Consider the following 22362-nt stretch of genomic DNA (forward strand, 5'->3'; position numbering starts at 1 on the left):
CTCTTCTACTCTTTGGCGGGCAGGGGTCAGCTTAGTCGAGTCGAACCCAGGCACTGTTGTCGGGAAGCAGGAAGCCGTCGTAGACAGCGCCGTTGCGGCTGCAGGCAATCAGCTCTCCCTGGGGCAGGGGAACGGCGTCGCTGCCCATGTTCATCAGGGCCGCGATGTTGCCATTGACGTAGGCAAGCACGCTGTCCGGGTATCCGGTGAGCCAGGCGAGGGAACCGTTGCCCAGGTCCAGCTTCCGGCGCAGATCCAGGGCCGTCCGGTAGAGGTTCAGTGTCGAATCGCGGTCCTGCCGCTGGACGTCCCGCGCCAGGTGCTGCCACTCCTCCGGCTGCGGGAGCCAGGAACCGCCGGCAGCACTGAAGCCGAGGGCGGGCGCCTCCGACGTCCAGGGGAGCGGAACCCGGCAGCCGTCCCGGCCCAGGCGTTCCCCGGCGGTGCGGTGGAAGGTGGGGTCCTGGCGGAACTCGTCCGGAAGCCGGGTGTGGTCCGGCAGTCCCAGTTCCTCGCCCTGGTAGAGGTAGACGCCGCCGGGCAGGCCGAGCATCAGCAGCGTGGCGGCGCGGGCCCGGGAGATACCCAGCCCGTGGTCCGGCTGCGGGTCGGCGGCTCCTATCCCGTCACCGGGCCGGTCCTGATGCGTGGTGATACCAAAGCGGCTGACATGGCGGACGACGTCGTGGTTGGAGAGCACCCAGGTGGTGGGGGCGCCGACCTGGTCGAAGGCGCGCAGGGAGGACTCGATGACGTGGCGCAGTGCCGGGGCGTGCCAGGGGTGGTGCAGGTAGGCGAAGTTGAACGTCTGGTGCATCTCATCGGCGCGTACCCAGTCGGTGAGGCGTTCGATCGGGTCGATGGTCGCTTCGGCGCAGAGCACCCGGTCTCCGTCGTAGGAGTCCAGGATTTTGCGCCAGGACCGGTAGATGTCGTGGATGCCGGGCTGGCCGAACATGGGTGCTTCGGAGCCGGGGTAGCCCTCGGAGGAGGATCCGTCGGCGCGTCCGCCCCAGTCCGGCAGGCCGGTCTTTTTGATCAGGGCGTGGGCGACGTCCACGCGGAACCCGCCGACGCCGCGGTCCAGCCAGAAGCGCAGGATCCGTTCGAATTCGGCGTGCACTGCGGGGGAGTCCCAGTTGAAGTCGGGCTGGGAGGAGTCAAAGAGGTGCAGGTACCACTGTCCGGGGGTGCCGTCGGGTTCGGTGATGCGGGTCCAGGCCGGTCCGCCGAAGTGGGACTGCCAGTTGTTCGGCGGGGTGTCCCCGTTTTCGCCGGTGCCGTCGCGGAAGATGAACATGTCGCGTTCGGGGGAGCCGGGTCCTGCGGCCAGGGCTGCCTGGAAGAGGGGGTGGGCGTCGGAGCAGTGGTTGGGGACCAGGTCCACGATGACGCGGATGTGGTGGCGGGAGGCTTCGGTGATGAGGGCGTCGAAGTCCTCCAGGGTGCCGAAGATGGGGTCTACGGAGCAGTAGTCGGCGACGTCGTAGCCGGCGTCCTTTTGCGGGGAGCGGTAGAAGGGGGAGAGCCAGACGGCGTCGATGTCCAGTTCGGCCAGGGTGGCCAGTTCGGCGGTGATGCCTTGCAGGTCACCGACGCCGTCCCCGTTGAGGTCCCGGAAGGAGCGCGGGTAGATCTGGTAGATCACTGATGAGCGCCACCATTCACGGTCTCCGGAGGACGGATGAACGAGGGTGAGCGCCGAAGAATCGTCGAGTACAGAACTGAGCATGCCCACATCCTAGGGTGCATTCCCGAAAAAACTGCAAACGCTTCCATTGCGTTTTCGCGTGTGCCCCTTTTGGCCGCGTAAACCCCTCCGTAAGTGCCTTTCACGGCCGAAAAACCTCAGCATGCTGATGCATTCTCAGCGGAAAAAATGCAGGTGTTGGACGGATTGTGTGCACGCGCTTACACTGACCTGTGTCGTAGCTCGCATCCGCAGTGCCCGGGCAGGGTCCCGTGCTTTTTCGCGGCAGCGATCATTTCCCCTTTACCGGGGTCCAAACAGAAGAGGTTCACCAATGAAGGTGCACACAACGGGTACGCCGGCCATCCGCCGCCGTACTTTTGCTCTCGGTGCCGTGTCGGTCACCGCTGCTCTTGTCCTCTCGGCCTGCGGAGGCGGCGACGCTGCCGACTCCGAGTCCGATGCCAAAGATCTTGCCTCGGGCGGAGCCACCACGCTGACGATGTGGGTGGACGCGGAACGCTCCCCGGCGCTGACCGACGTCACCGCCAAGTTCAAGGAAGATACCGGAATCGAAGTCAAGCTGGTCACCAAGGACTTCCAGCAGGTTTCGGATGACTTCATCACCCAGGTGCCCACCGGCAAGGGACCGGACCTGATTGTGGGTCCGCATGACTGGGTTGGAAAGTTTGTGCAGAACGGCGTGATTGCTCCGATCGAACTCGGTGACAACGCCGACAAGTTCCAGGAGACCGCCGTCCAGGCCATGACGTATGAAGGCAGCACTTACGGCGTTCCGTACTCGATTGAAAACATCGGTCTGCTGCGCAACGCGGACCTCGTGCCGGAACCTGCCGAGACCATGGACGAAGTGATCGCCAACGGCAAGCAGGCCGTCGCCGAGGGCAAGGCCGAGTTCCCGTTCCTGGTGGGCCTGGACCCCAAGCAGGGCGATCCGTACCACCTCTACCCGTTCCAGACTTCGCTCGGAGCACCCGTTTTCGGCACGGATGAGAGCGGCAGCTACGACGCCACCAAGCTCGAGCTGGGCAACCCGGGCGGCGCCGAGTTCGCGGCAAAGCTGAAGCAGTGGGGCGAGGCCGGCGACGGCATCCTCAACTCCAGCATCACGCCGGACATTGCCAAGGAAAAGTTCAGCGCCGGAGCGTCCCCGTACTTCCTGACCGGCCCCTGGAACGTTCCGGATGCCGAAGAAGCAGGCATCAACCTGGTAGTGGATCCGATCCCCACCGCCGGCCCGAACCCGGCCCAGCCCTTCGTGGGCGTCAACGGCTTCTTCATCAGCGCCAAGAGCCAGAACGCCCTGGCCGCCAACGAGTTTGCCCTCAACTACCTGAGCACCGAGGCAGTACAGGACGAAATGTTCAAGGCCGGCGGACGGCCACCGGCCCTCACCGCGTCCTTCGACAAGGCCGCCTCTGATCCCGTCGTGGCAGCCTTTGGCGAGATCGGCATCAACGGCGTGCCGATGCCCGCGATTCCGGAAATGGAACAGGTCTGGGCGGATTGGGGCGGCACGGAGCTGGCCCTGATCAAGGGCCAGGGCGACCCTGCTGACTCCTGGGCCACCATGGTCTCCAACGTTCAGTCCAAGATCAGCAAGTAGGTAGGCGCGGGCCAACCTGCACTAACCGGCGGCGCAGAGCCGCCGTCCGGCGCGGACCGGGGCGCGGTGACATGCCGCGCCCCGGTTCGCCGCCCGTTCAAGGAGAACAAGATGGTTGATCAGCTGGATACGCCGGTGAACACAACCGGCCCCGGCGCCGGACATGCACCGCGGCCCGGACGCGCGGCACGGAGCGATTCGCTGGGCGGCACACTGGCCAAGATTATTCTGCTCGGCATCACCGATGCCTTTGCCGTTTATGTGCTGATAGCGCTGTTCCTGAATGAAAAATGGGCGGTCCTGACCGTGGCAGCCCTGGTCACCCTGCTGATCAACTGGATCTACCTGCGGCGCGGAGGCCTGCCCGCTAAATACCTGGCCCCGGGTGTCCTTTTCCTGGCCGTATTCCAGGTTTTCGTGGTGGCCTACAGCGGGTATGTCGCCTTCACCAACTACGGCGACGGACACAACAGCACCAAGGCCGATGCCGTGTCGGCAATCCAGATGACCGCGCAGAAACGCGTGCCCGATTCCCCCTCCTACCGGATTACCGTGGTGGAAAAGGGCGGGACGCTGTCACTGCTGGCAACGGATCCGGAAGGAACTGCCGAACTTGGCAGTGTGGATGAGCCTCTTGAGGAAGTCACTGCGGAGAAGGATGCCTCCGGCAAGGCCGTGGCCGTCGACGGGTATGAAACCCTGCAGTTCTCCGACCTGCTGCAGCGGCAGGACGAAATCCTGGCGCTCACCGTTCCGTTCTCCGAGGACCTGGACGACGGCACGCTCAAAACGTCCGACGGTGCGACGGCCTATGTCTTCAAACCGTCCCTCGTTTACGACGAGGCAGCCGGCACCTTTACCGACTCCGAGAACGGAAAGGTCTACTCCGACATCGGCGAAGGAGCCTTTGTAGCGGAAGACGGCGAGCGGCTGCCCACCGGTTGGAAGATCAACGTCGGGTTCGACAACTTTGCGCATGCCTTCAGCGACCCGGACCTCCGCGGCCCGCTGGTTGCCGTCATCATCTGGACCTTTACCTTCGCCGTGATGTCCGTGCTGCTGTGCTTCGGGCTGGGGCTGTTCCTGGCAGTTACCTTCAACCACGCAACCCTGCGCGGAAAGCGGATCTACCGAACCATCATGATCCTGCCCTACGCGTTTCCGGCGTTCCTTGCCGGGCTCGTCTGGTCCGGAATGATGAACCAGGACTTCGGGTTCATCAACAACACGTTCTTCGGCGGGGCCGACATTCCCTGGCTCAGCGACCCCTGGCTGGCCAAGGCAAGCGTGCTGCTGGTCAACACCTGGCTGGGGTTCCCCTACATGTTCCTGGTGTGCACCGGCGCCCTGCAGTCGCTGCCGGAGGAAGTCAACGAGGCCGCCCGTATGGACGGCGCCTCGGCCTGGCGCATTTTCCGCTCCATCAAACTGCCGCTGCTGCTGGTTTCGACGGCGCCGCTGCTGATTTCAACCTTCGCCTTCAACTTCAACAACTTCAATGTGATCTTTATGCTCACCGGCGGCGGGCCGCGCTTTGAGGATACGTCCATGGATATCGGCGCCACCGACCTGCTGATCACGCTTGTCTACAAGGTCGCCTTCGGGCAGGGCACCGGACGCGACTACGGCCTGGCAAGTGCGCTGGCCGTGCTGATCTTCATCATTGTGGCCATCATTTCCGCGATCAGTTTCCGGCAGACCAAGGCACTGGAAGAAGTGAACTCATGACAAACCTGCAGACGCTCCGCAAGTCACCGGCACGCCCCGCCGAGCCTGCGCCGGCGAAGCGCGCATCAGCCGGGGCATGGCTGAAGGAGAAGGGATGGCGGCACCTGGTGGGCCTGGTGATTGGCGCCTTTGCGCTGCTGCCGCTGGTCTACGTGCTGTCCGCCGCCCTCAGCCCCACCGGAACGCTGGTTTCCACCAACGGGCTTTTCTCGACGGTCTCCCTCGATAACTTCTCCGCCCTGTTCTCCGACCCGCAGAAGCCGTTCGCCAAATGGTTCCTGAACACCCTCGTTATTGGACTGGTCACCAGCATTGGCACCGTCTTCCTCGGCGCCCTGGCTGCGTATTCCTTCTCCCGAATGCGCTTCCGGGGCCGACGGATGGGCCTGCTGAGCCTGATGCTGCTGCAGATGTTCCCGCAGATGCTGGGCGTCGTCGCGATCTTCCTGCTGCTCAGCGGCATTTCCGACGTCGTTCCCTGGCTCGGCCTGGGCAGCCAGATCGGGCTGATCATGGTCTATCTGGGCGGCGCGCTGGGGGTAAACACGTACCTGATGTACGGGTTCTTTAACACGGTGCCGGTGTCCCTGGACGAAGCAGCACGGATTGACGGCGCAAGCCACATCCAGATCTTCTTCACCATCATCCTTCGCCTGGTCACTCCCATCCTGGCCATCGTCGGACTGCTGTCCTTCATCACGGCCACCGGCGAGTTCCTGATCGCCTCCATCGTGCTCAATGACCCGGATACCCAGACCCTCGCCGTCGGACTGTATTCCTTTGTGGGTGACAACCAGTCCCGGACCTGGGGAGTGTTCTCCGCCGGTGCGGTACTGGCGGCGCTGCCGGTGATGGCGCTGTTCCTGTTCCTGCAGCGCTACATCACCTCCGGGCTGATTGCCGGGTCGGTCAAGGGCTGAGCGGTCAGAAGCCAACCACGGGCCGGGGCCGGTAGGCCTCTTCAAGGACCGCGTATTCCTCCTCGGTGAACCGGATCTCGAGGGCCTTGATGTTCTCGTCCAGGTGGGCGGCGGCGGTGGCGCCGATCAGCGGGGCGGTGACCACCGGGTTGGCCAGGACCCAGGCCAGGGCCACCTGGGCACGGGTGGCGCCGAGTCCCTCGGCCACGTTGCCGACCGCGTCCACGATGCGGCGGTCGGTCTCCTCGTTGCCGCGATAGAGCTCATAACCCTGCTCATCGAAATCCTGCCGGGCCGTCCGGGCGCCCCACGGGCGGGCCAGCCGGCCGCGGGCAAGCGGGGAATAGGGCAGGGCACCGATCCCGCGGTCCGCACACAGCGGCAGCATTTCCCGTTCCTCCTCCCGGTACAGGAGGTTGTAGTGATCCTGCATGGTGACAAAGGGAGCCCAGCCGTGCTGCTCCTGGAGGAACAGTGCCTTCGCGAACTGCCAGGCATACATCGACGAGGCGCCCAGATACCGCACCTTGCCGTCCCGGACCAGCTGGTCCAGGGTCTGAAGCGTCTCTTCCAGCGGGGTGTTCCCGTCCCAGCGGTGTACCTGGTACAGGTCGATGTAGTCCGTACCCAGCCGCCGCAGACTCTGTTCCACCTGCCAGATGATGTGTTTCCGGGACAGGCCCCACTCATTGGGCCCCGGGCCCATTTCGCCGTGGACCTTGGTGGCAATCACCACCTCGTCCCGGCGGCAGTATTCGGCGACGGCAGCACCCAGGATCTCCTCGCTGTGCCCGGCCGAGTAAACGTTGGCCGTATCGAAGAAATTGATGCCCAGCTCCACGGCGTGCCGCAGCAGGGACGTGGCCTCATCCTCGCGCAGAGTCCAGTTATGGGCGCCCCGGCCAGGGTCCCCGAAGCTCAGGCAGCCCAGCCCAATGGCAGAGACCATCGCTCCCGATCTGCCCAGTCTGGCGTACGTCATCGCAGTCATCGGCCAAGCCTCCGCCCAGATTGTCTCCGCGGTCCACTAACCGGTGATGCTACCCGTGACACCCCGGGCAGGATAGGCCCGGGGCCGCCTGGACAAAGGTAGGGCCCGGGGACGCCCGGGGGCTCCCTGATGCGGCCGCTGCAGTCCTATACTTGCCCACATGGTCACCCAAGCAGGTACCACACCCGGGGAACCCGGACCGGACACGGAACCCGCAAGGGGAGCCCCTGCCGGCAGGGAACCAGAACCTCCCACCGCCGACGGGCCGGTGGGCGCACTGCTGGTGCAGTACCTGCGCGGACAGTACCGGGAACTTCTGCACCACGAACCGCGGGTGCGCCGGAATGACGCGGACGGGGTGCACAAGATGCGGGTTGCCACCCGCCGGCTCCGTTCGGCACTCTCGAGTTACCGCTCCACGATGCAGCCCGAACCCGCGCGCTCGCTGCGCGGTGAACTCCGCTGGCTGGCGGGAGTCCTCGGCGAGGCCCGGGACGCCCAGGTGATGCGGCACCGGCTGAAGGAGCTGATTGCCGGTGAGCCGGAGGACCTGGTGATGGGTCCGGTGAGCGCCCGGGTGGATGAAGAACTGCTGCATGACTACCGCCAGGCCTACGGGCTTGTCATTGAGGCGCTGGACTCGGAACGGTATTTCCGCCTCCTGGACGGCGTGGAGGCGCTGGTGGACGGGCCACCCTGGAACGGAACCGCAGAGGAGCCGGCCGGGACGGCGGCTGCCGCCATGATCCGCCACGACCGCAAACGGCTTCACCGAAGGGTGCGGATGGCACGCCGACTCGGCGGCGAGGAACACGCAGAGGCACTGCACGAAGCACGCAAGGACGCCAAAAAACTGCGCTACGCGGCCGAGGTCTGGGAGGCTGTGCAGCCGGTGGAAGCCAAAGCCATGGTGGAGGCCGCGGAACACATCCAAAAGATCCTTGGGGAGCACCAGGACAGCGTCGTGACCCGGCAATACCTGCGCCGGATGGGCGCGTCGGCGTCCGCCGCAGGAGAAAACGGCTTCACCTACGGCCGGCTGCATGCACTGGAACAGGCGAACGCCGCGGCGGCGCGGGAGCGGTTTGCCCATGCCTGGAAAGGCTTCCCGTCCAGCCCCTGACCGGGCGGTACACGAAGGGATCAGGATGGACTCGCCATGGGCGCCGCTGCGGCGGCGGATGTTCCTTATCCTGTGGGTAGCGCAGTTGGGCTCCAATATCGGCACCTGGATGCAGACCGTGGGAGCGCAGTGGTTCCTGGTGGAGAACAGCGACAACCCGGCGCTGGTGTCCCTGGTCCAGACAGCCAACCTGGCCCCGTCCCTGTTGCTGGGCCTGGTTGCCGGGGTGCTGGCGGATGCGTTCAACCGGCGCCGGCTGATCCTCGGGGCAAACATTTTTGCCGCAGGTGCTGCGGCTACCCTCACCGTGGTGGCAGCCCTGGGATTGCTGAACCCCGATTCACTGCTGCTCTACACCTTCCTGATCGGCTGCGGAATGGCACTGAGCGCACCGGCCTGGCAGGCCATCACCCCGGCGCTGGTGCCGCGCAAAGAGGTCCAGGCCGCCGCGGCGCTGGGCAGCGTGGCCGTGAACACCGCCCGTGCGGTTGGCCCGGCCATCGCGGGGCTGCTGATGGCCCTGATCGGCCCGGCGTTCGTTTTCGGGCTTAACGCCCTCTCCTTCATCGGCACGGCAACAGCCATTTATTTCTGGCGCGCACCGGCACAGGATTCGGCCGAACGGGAGCACATGCGCGAGGCGCTCGCCGCAGGCATGCGCTATATCCGGGCGGCACCGCGGATCCGGCGGATCCTGCTGCGCAACGGGCTCTTTATGTTCCCGGCCAGCTCCCTGTTTGCGCTCCTGCCCATCGCCGTCAACGGACACCTGGGGCTCGGCTCCACCGGTTACGGACTGCTGCTCGGCGCACTGGGTGCCGGAGCCATCCTGGGGGTGCTGCTGCTGCCGTCGGCCCGGACGCTTTTCAGCGCCAACGCACTTCTGGGGATCAGTTCCGTGGTTTTCGCCGCGGGTGCCTTCGCCGCCGGTTACTGGCCGGCCTGGGCGGTTGCCCTGCTGCTGGTACCGGGCGGAATCGCCTGGATCTTTACCTTCTCCACGCTCAACGCCGCCATGCAGCTGACCCTGCCCGAGTGGGTGCGTGCCCGCGGGCTGTCCGTCTACCTCATGATCTCGGCCGGCGCGCAGGCCATCGGCGCCATGTTCTGGGGATCCGGGGCAACCGGCGCCGGCTACGCACCCACCCTCGCCTTTGCCGCCGTCGTACTCACCCTGTCCGGGGCCAGCGTGCTGGTGCTGCCGCTGCTGCCGGGAACCGGGAGACTGGACCGCAGTGTTGCCTCGGCGCCAAACCCTCATCTGGATGTTCCCGAGGAGCCGAAGCCCGACGCCGGTCCGGTGACGGTCCTGATTTCCTACGATGTGCCGGCGGACCGCAGCGACGCCTTCCTCTTGGCGATGCATGAGGTACGCCTCACCCGGATGCGCACCGGAGCCACGGACTGGGAGCTGGTGCACTCCATCACCGAGGAGGAGCAGTTCCGGGAGATCTATGACGTGCCGACCTGGCGGGAATACCTGCGCCAGGAGCAGACCAGGACTACGGGGGAGGACCGCCGGCTCATCCGGGAGGCCTGGGACCTGACCGATGCCGAGCCCCGGGTGCGCTGGTTCCTGCCTGCACCGACCTGAGGTCCGGTCCCGGGGTTTCGGTTCGCCGGCAATGCAACGGATAGACTGGGAGCCGGTCCGAAAGCCGCTTCACAGGCGGCCGGTGCATGCGGGGTGGGTGCACCGAAAACGATGCAGTGAACAAACCATTAGTTGAGGTATTTTGCGAGATTTTAGTGCACGCCTGGCCACTGCCGAAGAGATCGACAATTGGGATAAACACGTGCTGGCGAACCCCGGGGGCGGCAACGTCCTGCAGTCGGCCTCCTTCGCCGAGGTGAAGTCCCACCACGGCTGGAATCCCGTCTACCTCGCCGTCACCGGACCCGATTACGTGACCTACACGCTCGCGATCGAGAAGAGAGTCCGCGGCCTGGGCAGCCTGTGGTACCTGATCAAGGGTCCCGACGTCGCGGCACCCGAAGACGTGCCGCTGGTGGTGAACGCGCTCGTCCGCTTTATCCGGGAGAACCGGCTGCGGGTCTTTGCGATCAAGGTGGAGCCGGACATTGTGGACAGCGAGGAGGTGCGGGCACTGTTCACCGGCGCCGGGTTCATCAAGACCTTCAACCTGCAGCCCAACGATTCAACGGCACTGCTGGACACCTCTCCGGACTCCGAGCAGCTGCTCAAGAACCTTTCCTCCCGCGGCCGCAACGCCGTCCGCCGGGCTATCCGCGAAGGCGCCGATGTGCGCCGGGTGGAACCCACGGAAGAGAATATGCGGACCATGTACCGGCTGATGGCCCATATTGAGGACCGTTCCGCCGCACGCCTGCGCTCCTATGAGTACTACCACCGCTTCTGGTCCAACTTCGTGGCCGCCGGACAGGGACGCTTCTACTTCGCGTTCGAGGACGGCGAGCCCACGGTGGGCGCGTTTGTGATCGCCTACGGAAACAAGGGCACCTATAAGGACGGCGGGTCCAAGCCGAAGCGCAGCCAGTACGGAGATTCGCACCTGGTCCAGTGGACGGCCATCAACGAACTCAAGGACGAGTGCGGCATCACCTCCTATGACTTCTGCGGCACCCCGCCGAGCGACCGGCTCAAGGACAAGAGCCATCCGCACCACGGACTGGGCCTGTTCAAGACCAGCTTCTCAAAGACGGTCACCGACTTTGTGGGTTGCTATGACTTTGTGGTGGACCCGGTCCGGTACCGGATCTGGAACACCATCGGCGAAAAGGTGGCCCGGCAGATTTACTGGCGCCGCCACCAGCAGCCGTTCTACTAAAACCAGCAGAGCACAAAACACAGGAACCGGGCGGAGCCCCGGGCCACCATGCGAAAGGGTGAGTCTTTGGAGAACACATCCGGTCCGGGCCGAGGCAGGCCCGGGCCGAAGCCGGATTCGGCACCCAACCCGGACCCGGTTGCGGGGCTGATACCCGTAGTCAGCGTCCCGGCCGGGCGGGGAGCCCGGGCCGGGAAAGGGCCGGGCCCGGGAGCGGAATCCCGGGGACAGGGCGCAGCGGCAAAATCGCTGGGCGCTGCAGCGAAGGCGCCCGCCCCGCCGTCGACACCGCCGGGCCGCCAGCCCACCGGAGAGATGCCCACCGCCGCGCTGCGCAGCACCCGGCCCAAGCCGCCGCCCCCCACCACCTCGGTCATCCGGCCTGCCGGCGCCAAAGCGCTGAAGCCGGAGCGTGGACGGAAGACGGCGGATCCCCGTGAAAAACGGCCCGCCCGCACACGGAAGACGGTTCCTTCGGGGATAGCTCCGGCCGGCTCCACGGCGGTCCGCACCGACCGCTCCTCGGCGGCAGCGCGGCGGATGCTGCGCCGGCTCGTCCAGGGGGAGAACCCGCCGACCCAGGCCATGTCCATTGTGGAGCGGCTGGCGGGCAGCCCGTACGCCAATCCGCTGGTGCGCTCGGGCACGGACGCCAACGCCCGCAAGACGTTGGACCTTGCCCTCAGCCTGGCTGAAACCATGTTCCGTTACGGTGCAGGTGCCCTGGAAGTTGAAACCGCCATTATCGCCGTGACCGCCGCATTCGGGCTCGAGAGCATCGAAGTGGACATCACCAACCAGTCGGTGCTGCTGAACTATTCACCGAAGGACCAGACCCCCATCACCGTCATGCGGGTGGTGCGCTCCTGGACCAACAACTATGCCGGTCTGGGCCTGGTGCACCAGCTGGTGACGGAGATTATCGACGGCGGGCTCAGCCGTGCCGAAGCGGCGAACCGGCTCAACGAGATCACGCACCGGCCCAAGCCCTTCCCGCGCTGGGCGGTGACCTTCTCTGCAGGCATCTTCGCTGCCGCGATTGTCGGCTTCATCGGCGGCGGTCCGCTGGCCTCGCTGGTGGGCTTCGCCGGCACCGTCATGGTCAGCCTGCTCCAGCGGGTGCTGGGCCGCTGGCGGGTGCCGGATTTCTTTACGACGGCGGCCAGCGGTTTTGTCGTCACGGCGATGGCGATGATCTTCTGGTCCATGGAAGTGCCAATCTCCCCGGGCATTGTGGTGGCCGGCGGGATCCTGCTGATGCTGCCCACCGGGCGGCTGGTCTCCGCGGTCCAGGATGCCATCAACGGGTTCCCGGTGACGGCCTCCGGCCGGTTCCTGTCCGCGTTCCTTACCTTCGGCGCGCTGGTGGCCGGGATCGCCGTGGCCCTGGTCATGGGGGCCCTGTTCGGGATGGCCCGGCTGGATGTCACGGATGTGGCCTCGTCCCAGTATTCCTTCCCGGTGACGCTGCTGCTCCTGGCCGTTGCCCTGGCCACCATCTGCATTGTGGAACAGTCCCCGCGTGCGCTGGTGCTGCCCACGGTCCTGATCGGCCTGGCCGGATTCCTGGTCTACCAGCTAGCCGAAGCCGGGGGAGTGGGGCCCCGGCTTACACCCGCCGTGTCCGCTATCTTCATCGGCATGGTGGCACGGATCGTGGCGCTGCGGATGGGTGCGCCGCAGCTGATCGTGGCCGTCCCGGCGGTGCTTTTCCTGTTCCCCGGACTGGCGATCTTCCGGTCCATGTACGGGCTGAGCATTGACGCCGAGGACATGTACGCGGGGGCGGTGGGGCTGTTCGACGCCCTGACCGTCATCCTGGCGATCTCCGGCGGTGTGGTCCTGGGCGATAACCTGGGCCGCCCCTTCACCCGCAACCTGAATGGCAACGACAGGCGCAACCGGCGCCGGTAATGGCCGCCGCGGACGCTTCGGTGAACCGCAAAGGGCCGGGTCCGTTGTGCACTGCACGGCGGACCCGGCCCTTTTGTTATGCGTGGCCTAGAGGATCTTGCCCACAGGCGTGCGCTTTTCGGCCTGGAAGACGTCTTCGGTCCGCCCGGCAGCCCAATAACCGGAAAGGGATACCTGGGACCGTTCCAGGCCCCGGTGGCCAAAGAGTACATCCCGGAGGGACTTCATGGCCTCCCGCTCACCGTGGGCAAAGACCTGCACGGTACCTTCGCGCCACTGGACCGCAGCCACGGCATCCGTGAGGACGGTGCTCCGGCCCGCGGGAGCACCGTTGCGGTACAGCCAAGTCAGCTCGACACCGGCCGGCGCGCTGATCGGCTGGCGGTCAGCGGGACCCGCCACCTCAAGGAGCGCCTGGCCGACGGCGTGTGCGGGCAGTGCCTCCAAAACGGTGGCCGCGGCCGGAAGCGCGGATTCGTCGGCGGCGAGCAGGTACCAGTCCGCCTCGGGGTCCGGGTTGAAAGCTCCGCCGGGACCGGAGAACGTCAGGGGCTCTCCGGGCTGTGCCGCAGCGGCCCAGGGGCCGGCGAGCCCTTCGTCACCGTGCACCACAAAGTCAATGCTGATTTCCCGGGCGTCCAGGTCCACCCGCCGGATGGTGTAGGTGCGCGAAACGGGCCAGTGCTCACGTTCGCTCCGGGCCCGGATGGTCTCCAGATCCTCCGTGCCGTCCAGCGGACGTCCGTCAGGACCAAACCAGATCTTGCAGTAGGCGTCGGCGCAGCTGTTGGGCAGGAACCGGTCGAAGCCCGGCCCGCCTGCGGTGATCCTGACCATGTGTTCGCTGATCTGTTCGCGCCGAAGAACCTCAAGGGTCAGCAGGGGACGCTGCGGCCGGGACGTTGCCTCCCGGGGGCGTCCCTGCTCCTGCGGGGCGGACATTGCATCGGGCATGAGTGTTTCTCCTAGGGAAGGGCCTGCAAACTACCGTACCGCGCCCAGCTGCCAGTCCACCGGCCCCGCCCCCTGCCGGGCAAGCAGCTCATTGACCCGGCTGAACGGCCGGGAACCGAAGAATCCGCGGCTCGCTGACAAGGGGCTGGGATGGGCGGATTCAACCGTAGGTGCCCCGTCGAGGAAGGGTTTGATGCTTTGGGCATCACGCCCCCACAGCACGGCAACCAGCGGCAACCGTGTGCCGTCAGGTCCGCGGCGGGCAGCCAGCGAACGCACTGCCAGTTCAGTGATTTCCTCCCAGCCGCGGCGGCGGTGGGACCCGGCAGCGCCGGACCTGACGGTCAGCACCCGGTTCAGCAGCAGGACGCCCTGGTCCGCCCAGGCGCTGAGGTCACCGGACGGGGAAGGGGAGATGCCGAGGTCCGTCTGCAATTCGGTGAAAATGTTCTTCAGGCTCCGGGGCAATGGTCGAACGCCTGCACCCACGGAGAAGGAGAGTCCGACGGCGTGTCCGGGCGTGGGATACGGGTCCTGGCCCAGGATCAGGACCTTGACCGAGGACATCGGGCGCTGGAACGCCCGCAGGACGTTCTCCGGCGCCGGAAGTATCTCATGGCCCAGGGCGCGGTCGGATTCCAGGCCGGCGGCAAGTTCATGGAATCTTTCCGTGAGCGGGCTTAGCGACTCCGCCCAGTCAGCTGCCATCAGGCCGGAGAGACCTGCCGGAGCGGCGAAGGGAATCGGAGCGTCGGGCGCAGCCGGAGCCGCGTAGGAGAACAGCGGGGGCTCGTTGATTGCGGGCTCGTTAGTGGTCACTGGTCCATCCTGTCATTGCCGTGCCTGCGGCGCCTGCAGCCCGCCACGACTCCGGCGTAGACCTACCCGTCCTTCTCCGCCTGGTGGAAGCTGCCGCTGCCGCCTGTTTCATCAGGCAGCGAATCCACCGGGATGATGACTGTGTCCCGCAGTTTCCAATCCAGGTCCATGCAGCCGGCCCGGGCGGCGTTGATGCGTCCGAGCGTCAGATCCTTCTCCCGGCGGGGCACAACGAATGCCTCCACGTGGAATACCTGGCCCTCGTCGCGCACACGGACACCAGCGTCGCCCACCCAGTCCAGGCTGCGCAGGTACTCCCGGACCTTTCCGCCCAGGGGATGCGGGCCGTCGTCGTCAAAGGTGGTTGCGGTGGTGTCCATCAGGTCGGTGACCGCGCCGCGCATGTTCCGCAGCCCGTCGCGAAGGATGCTGGCCGCAATGAACAGGGCGGCCGCGGCGTCGGCCCACCAGAATCCCAGCCCGATCCCTGCGACGCCCACAATGGTGCCCGCCGAGGTCATCCAATCCGCCTTGTTCATGTCGGCGTCCGCATACAGCACCTTGTTGTGCAGCTCGCGGGCCAGCTTCATCTTGGCCCGGCCCAGGAAAACGGGAGGCGCCCCGGTGATCGCCATGACTGCAATCATCAGCCAGCCAAGCCACACGGATTGTCCGAGCAGCTCAATGGTCCCGATGGGAGGGTGTTCCCCCTTCAGCAGGCCGCTGCCGGAGTCGAAGATAAGGAACGCGCCCATCGAGACCAGGGCGACGGCGGCCACCAGATGGGCCACGCCGATGGAGCGGTGGTAGCCGTACGGGTAGCGCGCGTTGGGGCGTTTTCCGGCGATCCGCACTCCCATCAGGAAGGCGAGCGGCGGGATGAAGGAGAGTGCGTCCTCGATACCTGCGGCCTTCATCGCCTGCGAATTGCCCATAACGGCAAAAACCAGGGTCACCGTCACGGCAAGGATGGCAATGGTGAGCCATTCGAGGTGGACGGCGCGGCGAAGGATCTTCTCCTGTTCCGCGTTGAGTTCGGTACGTCCAATCCAGGTGCTCACTGCTGCTCCCCGTGTTCTGCCAGGAATTCCTCCAGCCGGACCAGGAAGGCGTTTTCCCCCAGCGGTGCCGCCATCACGAGCTTGCGCTGCTTGCCGTAACCATCCGTCACTTCGGCATAGGGCCGGGTGAGGGCCGCCTTGTCGGTCCACGGGCTGGAATCGCTCAGGCCGCCAATGACCAGGTCAAGATCGCCTTCCGCGAGCCGCTGCATCAGGTGTTCCTCGCCGGACTCGAAGAATTCCACGTCCGCGTCTACGGATGCGGCGAAGTCACGAACCAGGTCCGTTTCGCTTCCGGCGGGTTCCCCGTCCCCGTCCACCTCCGTGAAGGGTGGGGCGTTGGACACACCCACGCGCAGGGTGCCGCCGGAAACACGCTCCAGTGTTCCCTCCGGATCCGCGGGCAGGGCACTGCAGGAAACCGTGAACGGCACCACCGTGCAGGCGAGGAACAGCAGCCAGACAAAACCGGGAAAGCGTCGAGTCATAGTCTGACCATAGCGCTGTTGCCTGCACAGCGTCCTTGTCCGCGGCAGTGCACTAAATGACAAGCCTGTTATTCCCAATTAGCATGTCTGAGTAGGCAGGACAAGGATCTTTCATGGGAGCACGTGTGGCTGAGGCAGCGGAAGCATCATCGGAAACCGGGCGGTTTTCCCTCGATGAATCGGTGGATCCGGACAGTCCGCTCGGCGTCAGGGAACAGCAGATGCTCGCACTGGAGCGGGCATGGTGGAAATACGCCGGCGCCAAGGAACAGGCCATCCGCGACCTGTTCGGGATGTCGGCCACCGCGTACTACCAGGTGCTGAACGCCCTCATCGATACCGAAGAGGCCCTGGCCCATGACCCGATGCTGGTCAAGCGACTGCGTAGACTACGTACGACCCGCCAGAACGCCCGTACCGCCCGCCGTATGGGCTCCGGCATCTAGCTCCGGTCCACCAACCACCATTTGGCGGCCCAGGATGCGGCGCCACCAGAACAAGGATTGATTCTCCACTATGAGCCAATACCCCAGGGACGAGTTCGACAAGGTCCCCGAAACCTCGGCGCGGCAGGGCGTGCACCGTGAACGCCTCATTCCGTCGCGTTCACGCGGCCTGGGCCTGCTGATCACCGTGGGCGTACTCGCACTGGTCATCGGCCTGGCCGCCTACTTTGTGGTGCCGCGCCTGGGCATTGACCTGGGTGGCGCAGATCCTGAAGCCTCTTCGACGGCGTCGGCACCCGCCGAGCCCGCGGCTTCCCCCACGCCCACACCTGAGGACACCGCCGGCGAGACAGAAGAAGCCGAGGAAACCGCGGCGCCGAGTCCCGCGGCCACGCCCGAGCCCACGCCCTCAGCCGAGCCCGAACCGGCGGTGGACCGGACGCAGCCCGTGACAGTGCTTAACGCCAGTGGAATCAGCGGTCTTGGTGCCTCCGTTTCCGGCCGGATCTCCGGCGCCGGGTGGCCGGTGGGGACGGTGGGTAACTGGACCGGAGTGCCCCAGCAGGCCTCGGGTGTCTATTACAGCTCACCGGACCAGGCAGCCAACGCCCGCGAGGTTGCTGCGCAGCTCGGCATCCCCACGGTTATGGAAACACCCGGATTTGCCGTAGTTACGGTGGTCCTTGGACCCGGATTCCAGTAGCCGCACGGAGAAAAACACCAAAACGTTATCCTCCTGCCCGCATGTGATGCAGAACACCATGGTTAGAGTAATGCCAGCCGCCGGAGGGCGGCACTGAAAAATCACGGTTGGAGAAAGAGCATGGCGCAGGGGATCGTCAAGTGGTTCAACGGGGAGAAGGGGTACGGCTTCATTACCCTCGACGAAGCGGAAACGGATGTATTTGTTCACTGGTCCTCGATCCAGGCCTCGGGTTACCGGACCTTGGAAGAGGGCCAGCGGGTCGAGTTTGAAATAGGCCAGGGGCAGAAGGGTCCCCAGGCTGAAGAGGTCCGGGCCGTATAGCGGCCCGGCGCGGGCCTTGCCCCGTCCCGTACAGGGGAATAAAAGCAGCGGTGGAGCATCAGCTCCGCCGCTGCTTTTGCTTCTCCGGCAGCCTGTACAGGGGATCACTGTGAGGCGCGCGGCAGGGCGGCGTGATGGCTTGCACTCAGTGTGCGGGAGTGCTAATTATTGACTTAGCACTCTTGCCGGATGACTGCTAAAAGTCCGACGGCGTTGAGTGAACCAGCAACCCACTGGGGTGAGGTCAGGGGAGCGCGTAAAGAGATCGCGCGAGCCTGGCCGTCCGTCGCGGGCACCTCGGCAGGAATGCAACATTTTGCTCCAAGCATGACTGTTCCGGAAGGACGATAGCCGTTATGGCCAAGATCATTGCATTTGAAGAAGAGGCACGCCGCGGCCTCGAGCGCGGGCTGAACACCCTCGCCGATGCCGTCAAGGTGACCCTCGGCCCGCGTGGCCGCAACGTGGTTCTGGAAAAGAAGTGGGGTGCCCCCACGATCACCAACGATGGTGTTTCCATCGCCAAGGAGATCGAGCTGGACGATCCCTACGAGAAGATCGGCGCAGAGCTGGTCAAGGAAGTTGCCAAAAAGACTGACGATGTTGCCGGTGACGGCACCACCACGGCAACCGTCCTGGCCCAGGCACTGGTTCGGGAAGGCCTGCGCAACGTTGCCGCCGGCGCCGACCCGCTGAGCCTGAAGCGCGGCATCGAGAAGGCCGTTGCGGCCGTCACCGAAGAGCTGCTCGCTTCCGCCAAGGAAATCGAGACCAAGGAGCAGATTGCTGCTACCGCTTCCATCTCCGCCGGTGACCAGCAGATCGGCGACCTGATCGCCGAGGCACTGGACAAGGTGGGCAAGGAAGGCGTCATCACGGTCGAGGAGTCCAACACCTTCGGCCTGGAGCTGGAACTCACCGAAGGCATGCGCTTCGACAAGGGCTACATCTCCGGTTACTTCGTCACCGACGCAGAGCGCCAGGAAGCGGTCCTCGAGGATCCGTACATCCTGATCGTCAACTCCAAGATCTCCAACGTCAAGGATCTGGTTGCCGTCCTCGAGAAGGTCATGCAGTCCGGCAAGCCGCTGCTGATCATCGCCGAAGACGTTGAGGGCGAAGCCCTTGCCACCCTCGTGGTCAACAAGATCCGCGGCACCTTCAAGTCCGTAGCCGTCAAGGCACCGGGCTTCGGCGACCGCCGCAAGGCCCAGCTGGCTGACATCGCCATCCTCACCGGTGGCCAGGTCATTGCCGAAGAAGTTGGCCTGAAGCTTGAAAACGCCACGCTCGACCTGCTCGGCAAGGCCCGCAAGGTTGTTGTCACCAAGGACGAAACCACCATCGTTGAAGGTGCAGGCGACGCCGAAGAGATCGCCGGCCGCGTGAACCAGATCCGCGCCGAGATCGAGAACTCCGATTCCGACTACGACCGCGAGAAGCTGCAGGAACGCCTGGCCAAGCTGGCCGGCGGCGTTGCAGTCATTAAGGCCGGTGCCGCAACCGAGGTTGAGCTGAAGGAACGCAAGCACCGCATTGAGGACGCCGTCCGCAACGCCAAGGCTGCCGTTGAAGAAGGCATCGTCGCCGGTGGCGGCGTTGCACTCATCCAGGCCGGCCTGAAGGCCTTCGCCAACCTGAACCTTGAGGGTGACGAAGCAACGGGCGCCAACATTGTCCGCGTTGCCATCGACGCTCCGCTGAAGCAGATCGCCTTCAACGCCGGCATGGAGCCGGGCGTTGTGGTGGACAAGGTCCGCGGCCTGCCCGAAGGCTTCGGCCTGAACGCAGCCACCGGCGAGTACGAAGACCTGCTGGCAGCCGGCGTCAACGATCCGGTAAAGGTGACCCGCTCTGCCCTGCAGAACGCGGCCTCCATCGCCGGCCTGTTCCTGACCACCGAAGCTGTGGTTGCGGACAAGCCGGAGAAGGCCGCTCCCGCCATGGGCGGCGGCGACGAAATGGCCGGCATGGGCGGCATGGGCGGCTTCTAAGCCCCCGGTTGCTCCCAGCTGACGCGTAAACAGGCGCGGTACCCGGACAGGGTGCCGCGCCTGTTGCGTTACCCCGGACCGGACGGCCCTCCGGGGCGGTATTCCGCAGGCTAATGCATGAACAGCGAAGTGTTTGCCGCTTCGGTTTCGGCGTACTGGGCGGACGCGAAAGCCAGGGCCTGGTTGATGCTGTCCAACGACTCCTCCACCCGTGCCTGCGTGGCGCGCCAGTCGGTGACCAGCGACTGGAAGTTGGCCGACGCCGAGCCCCGCCAGATCTCGCTCAGCGACGCGAGCCCGGTCTGCATTCCGTTCACGTCCGCCCGCAGGCGTTCGATGGTTCCCTGCACTTCGGCGCTTTTGGCGGAGAGCGCCTCACTGTCCACAGCGAATAAAGGCATGTCTTTTCCTCCTGGTAGGAACTCACTATCGGTACCGGGAAGGCTAATACTCGCTGCTGAGCCGCTGGACGGCAGTGGGCTGCGTTGTGGGCGCGCCGCCTGCCCGCAGGCCGCCTGCAGGGCTGTGGAGGCCGGGTGGGCCACAAGGTGATCCGGGTCCGGAGTCAGGATTCCGGGTTGTCCCCGTTATCCGTGGGATGCTCGTGCTCGGGCAACTGCTCCGGTGCCCGGTACGGGAGCCGGATGGAGAGGGTGGCTCCGCCGCCCTCGGTTTCCACGAGCCGGACGGTTCCGTCATGCTGGGCCACCAGTGCGGCCACAATGGCCAGTCCCAGGCCCGTGCCTCCGGTTTCCCGGTAGCGGGAGGAATCCGCCCGGTAGAAGCGCTCAAAGACCCTGGCGGCGTCGTCCTCGGAAATGCCGGGACCGTGGTCGCGTACCTCCAGCACCGCGTCCATGCGGTCATGGATCACCGGGGCCACGCCCACGGCCACCTCGATGGGGGAGCCCTCGGGGGTGTACCGCAGCGCGTTGGTCATCAGGTTTGCCACCACTTGCCGCAGGCGGGCTTCATCGCCCATGGTGGGCGCGCTCTGCGGTCCGTTGCCGTCCAGGCCCACCACCCTGATGTCGCGGTCCGGGGCGCTGGCACGTGCGTCCATGGCGGCGTCGTTGCCCAGGATCATCAGGTCCACCGGCGCATACTCCAGCGGACGCTGTTCATCCACGCGGGCCAGGGTAAGCAGGTCCTCCACCAGCTGGCCCATCCGCTTGGCTTCGCTTTCAATCCGCCCCATGGCGGCCGCTACCTCTTCGGGTTTCTGCAGGGCACCGTGCCGGTACAGCTCCGAGAAGCCCCGGATCGTCACCAGCGGGGTGCGCAGCTCATGCGAGGCGTCCTGGATAAAACGGCGCATTTTGCGTTCGGACTGCGTGCGTGCGGCGAAGGCCGTTTCGATGTGTGCCAGCATGGCGTTCAGCGAGCGGGACAACCGGCCGATTTCGGTGGCGGGGTTGCCGACCTCCACACGGCGGCTCAGGTCTCCGGCGGCAATGGCAGCGGCCGTTTTCTCCACCTGGCTCAACGGCCGGAACTGCCGGGTCACCGCCCAATAGGCAATTCCGGTGGCACCGAGGGTACCCAGCAGCCCTACGGAAAAGACCAGGGAAGCCGCCTCATCAACCGTGGCGGCCACGGAGTCCAGCGGAACGGCCACGGCCACGGAGCCGGGCAGATTCGCAAAATCGTAGATCCGCACGCGCCAGCCCTTGGACAGCGGAGCCGTGCCGCGGACATCAAAGCCGCGCGTATCCATCTCTGCCACCTGCTCGGCGGTGTAATTGCCCAGCAGCGGCACATCCGTGGCGGATTCCGAGTGGGTGGCCGGACCGTGCGTTCCGTCCTCGTTCAGGTACAGGCCGTAATAGCGGAACAGCGAGGCATCCGTGCTGGCCTCGTTGACCACCAGATAGCGCGAGACGTTCGGTGCGTTTTCCTCAATGTCCGCGTCCAGCCGGCCGACCAGGATCTGGCGCAGCACGTAGATGGTGGCGAGGCCGGTGATGGTTACCGTCACCACCATTAGCACGGCCATGATGGCGACAAGCTGCGACCGCAGCGACGCGGATTTCCAGCGGCGTATCAAGGGCCTAGCGCTTCTCCGAAGAGCGAAGCAGGTAGCCGACGCCGCGCTTGGTCTGGATCAGCGCGGGCGCATCCGGGCTCTTGTCGATTTTCCGGCGCAGGTAGGAAATGTAGGACTCCACAATGGAGGCGTCGCCGTTGAAGTCGTATTCCCACACGTGGTCCAGGATCTGCGCCTTGGACAGCACCCGGTTGGGGTTGAGCATCAGGTAGCGCAGCAGCTTGAACTCGGTGGGGGAGAGGTCGATGGTGACGCCCCCGCGCCGGACCTCGTGGGCGTCGTCGTCGAGTTCCAGATCATCCACCCGGATGACTGCGTCGTCGTCTTCCAGGGGCTGGGTGCGACGCAGCACCGCCCGGATGCGGGCGACTACCTCGTCGAGGCTGAAGGGCTTGGTGACGTAGTCGTCACCGCCCACGGTCAGCCCGGTGACCTTGTCCTCGGTGTCGTCGCGGGCAGTCAAAAAGACCACGGGGAAGTGCTGTCCGGCCGCGCGCAGGCGCCGGGTCAGCGTAAAGCCGTCCATGTCCGGAAGCATCACGTCCAGGACGGCCAGATCCGGGTTGTGGGAGTCAACGGCGGCCAGGGCCTCACGGCCGTTGGCGGCAGCGACGACGTCGAAACCGGCGAACCGCAGCGAGGTGGAGAGCAGCTCGCGGATGTTCGGCTCGTCATCAACAACAAGTAGGCGTGCTTCAGGGGTAGACGATTTGTTCACCCCGC

Annotated in this window: 20 protein-coding genes; 11 read left to right on the forward strand and 9 right to left on the reverse strand. The window is 65.5% G+C overall.

What is annotated here, in order from left to right:
• Nucleotides 1-31 precede the first annotated feature (31 nt).
• Nucleotides 32-1732 (reverse strand): glycoside hydrolase family 13 protein, encoded by a 1701-nt coding sequence (locus MUK71_RS02795; protein ID WP_244802818.1) that lies wholly within the window; start codon nucleotides 1730-1732, stop codon nucleotides 32-34.
• A gap of 292 nt (nucleotides 1733-2024) precedes the next feature.
• Between MUK71_RS02795 and MUK71_RS02800 the strand changes: the two genes are divergently transcribed.
• The 3 genes from MUK71_RS02800 (at nucleotide 2025) to MUK71_RS02810 (ending at nucleotide 5965) form a co-directional block, all read left to right on the forward strand.
• Complete coding sequence (locus MUK71_RS02800) at nucleotides 2025-3317, forward strand: sugar ABC transporter substrate-binding protein (RefSeq protein WP_227905723.1); 1293 nt, start codon at nucleotides 2025-2027, stop codon at nucleotides 3315-3317.
• A 111-nt stretch (nucleotides 3318-3428) separates the two neighbouring features.
• Nucleotides 3429-5045 carry an ABC transporter permease subunit gene (locus MUK71_RS02805; protein WP_227929209.1) on the forward strand — a complete coding sequence of 539 codons (1617 nt, stop codon included), beginning with the start codon at nucleotides 3429-3431 and terminating at the stop codon, nucleotides 5043-5045.
• Nucleotides 5042-5965, forward strand: a complete 924-nt coding sequence (locus MUK71_RS02810; RefSeq protein ID WP_227905729.1) for a sugar ABC transporter permease — start codon at nucleotides 5042-5044, stop codon at nucleotides 5963-5965. The genes MUK71_RS02805 and MUK71_RS02810 overlap by 4 nt, the downstream gene beginning before the upstream one ends.
• A 4-nt stretch (nucleotides 5966-5969) precedes the next feature.
• On the opposite strand, the gene MUK71_RS02815 is transcribed toward MUK71_RS02810, so the two are convergent.
• A complete protein-coding gene (locus MUK71_RS02815) occupies nucleotides 5970-6914 on the reverse strand; it encodes an aldo/keto reductase (protein WP_227905731.1) in 945 nt (314 codons plus the stop codon).
• Between the two features lie 202 nt (nucleotides 6915-7116).
• On the opposite strand from MUK71_RS02815, the gene MUK71_RS02820 reads away from it, so the two are divergent.
• The 4 genes from MUK71_RS02820 to MUK71_RS02835 all read left to right on the forward strand — a co-directional run bounded on the left by MUK71_RS02820 (nucleotide 7117) and on the right by MUK71_RS02835 (nucleotide 12803).
• Nucleotides 7117-8079 (forward strand): CHAD domain-containing protein, encoded by a 963-nt coding sequence (locus MUK71_RS02820; protein ID WP_227905733.1) that lies wholly within the window; start codon nucleotides 7117-7119, stop codon nucleotides 8077-8079.
• A 25-nt stretch (nucleotides 8080-8104) separates the two neighbouring features.
• Nucleotides 8105-9673 carry an MFS transporter gene (locus MUK71_RS02825; RefSeq protein WP_227929208.1) on the forward strand — a complete coding sequence of 523 codons (1569 nt, stop codon included), beginning with the start codon at nucleotides 8105-8107 and terminating at the stop codon, nucleotides 9671-9673.
• 142 nt (nucleotides 9674-9815) lie between these two features.
• Nucleotides 9816-10889 carry a lipid II:glycine glycyltransferase FemX gene (locus MUK71_RS02830; RefSeq protein WP_227929207.1) on the forward strand — a complete coding sequence of 358 codons (1074 nt, stop codon included), beginning with the start codon at nucleotides 9816-9818 and terminating at the stop codon, nucleotides 10887-10889.
• A 66-nt stretch (nucleotides 10890-10955) separates the two neighbouring features.
• A complete protein-coding gene (locus MUK71_RS02835) occupies nucleotides 10956-12803 on the forward strand; it encodes a threonine/serine exporter family protein (RefSeq protein ID WP_244802819.1) in 1848 nt (615 codons plus the stop codon).
• Nucleotides 12804-12890: 87 nt separating this feature from the next.
• Here the strand turns inward: MUK71_RS02835 and MUK71_RS02840 are convergent, their stop codons facing one another.
• From MUK71_RS02840 to MUK71_RS02855, 4 genes are all read right to left on the reverse strand, one after another.
• Nucleotides 12891-13757 carry a siderophore-interacting protein gene (locus MUK71_RS02840; protein WP_227905737.1) on the reverse strand — a complete coding sequence of 289 codons (867 nt, stop codon included), beginning with the start codon at nucleotides 13755-13757 and terminating at the stop codon, nucleotides 12891-12893.
• 30 nt (nucleotides 13758-13787) lie between these two features.
• Nucleotides 13788-14465 carry a uracil-DNA glycosylase gene (locus tag MUK71_RS02845; RefSeq protein ID WP_227929239.1) on the reverse strand — a complete coding sequence of 226 codons (678 nt, stop codon included), beginning with the start codon at nucleotides 14463-14465 and terminating at the stop codon, nucleotides 13788-13790.
• 173 nt (nucleotides 14466-14638) lie between these two features.
• Nucleotides 14639-15637: a cation diffusion facilitator family transporter gene (locus MUK71_RS02850; RefSeq protein WP_227929205.1), complete on the reverse strand. Its 999-nt coding sequence runs from the start codon at nucleotides 15635-15637 to the stop codon at nucleotides 14639-14641.
• Complete coding sequence (locus MUK71_RS02855) at nucleotides 15634-16125, reverse strand: transporter substrate-binding domain-containing protein (protein WP_227905741.1); 492 nt, start codon at nucleotides 16123-16125, stop codon at nucleotides 15634-15636. Before MUK71_RS02855 ends, MUK71_RS02850 begins: the two co-directional genes overlap by 4 nt.
• Before the next feature lie 113 nt (nucleotides 16126-16238).
• On the opposite strand from MUK71_RS02855, the gene MUK71_RS02860 reads away from it, so the two are divergent.
• From MUK71_RS02860 to groL, 4 genes are all read left to right on the forward strand, one after another.
• Entirely contained in the window at nucleotides 16239-16571 is a 333-nt protein-coding gene (locus tag MUK71_RS02860) for a DUF3263 domain-containing protein (RefSeq protein WP_227905743.1), read from the forward strand.
• A gap of 70 nt (nucleotides 16572-16641) precedes the next feature.
• On the forward strand, nucleotides 16642-17274 hold the full coding sequence (locus tag MUK71_RS02865; RefSeq protein ID WP_227929204.1) for a LytR C-terminal domain-containing protein: 633 nt from the start codon (nucleotides 16642-16644) through the stop codon (nucleotides 17272-17274).
• 120 nt (nucleotides 17275-17394) lie between these two features.
• A complete protein-coding gene (locus tag MUK71_RS02870) occupies nucleotides 17395-17598 on the forward strand; it encodes a cold-shock protein (RefSeq protein ID WP_227905745.1) in 204 nt (67 codons plus the stop codon).
• 356 nt (nucleotides 17599-17954) lie between these two features.
• On the forward strand, nucleotides 17955-19592 hold the full coding sequence (groL, locus tag MUK71_RS02875) for a chaperonin GroEL (RefSeq protein WP_227905746.1): 1638 nt from the start codon (nucleotides 17955-17957) through the stop codon (nucleotides 19590-19592).
• A gap of 110 nt (nucleotides 19593-19702) precedes the next feature.
• Here the strand turns inward: groL and MUK71_RS02880 are convergent, their stop codons facing one another.
• The 3 genes from MUK71_RS02880 to MUK71_RS02890 form a co-directional block, all read right to left on the reverse strand.
• Nucleotides 19703-19993, reverse strand: coding sequence for a WXG100 family type VII secretion target (locus MUK71_RS02880; RefSeq protein WP_227905752.1), 291 nt, complete (start codon nucleotides 19991-19993; stop codon nucleotides 19703-19705).
• A gap of 164 nt (nucleotides 19994-20157) precedes the next feature.
• Nucleotides 20158-21588, reverse strand: a complete 1431-nt coding sequence (locus MUK71_RS02885) for a sensor histidine kinase (protein ID WP_227929203.1) — start codon at nucleotides 21586-21588, stop codon at nucleotides 20158-20160.
• 55 nt (nucleotides 21589-21643) lie between these two features.
• Nucleotides 21644-22357, reverse strand: coding sequence for a response regulator transcription factor (locus MUK71_RS02890; protein ID WP_227929202.1), 714 nt, complete (start codon nucleotides 22355-22357; stop codon nucleotides 21644-21646).
• Between the last annotated feature and the right edge of the window lie 5 nt (nucleotides 22358-22362).

This window comes from Arthrobacter zhangbolii (genome assembly GCF_022869865.1).
Classification (GTDB): Bacteria; Actinomycetota; Actinomycetes; order Actinomycetales; family Micrococcaceae; genus Arthrobacter_B; species Arthrobacter_B zhangbolii.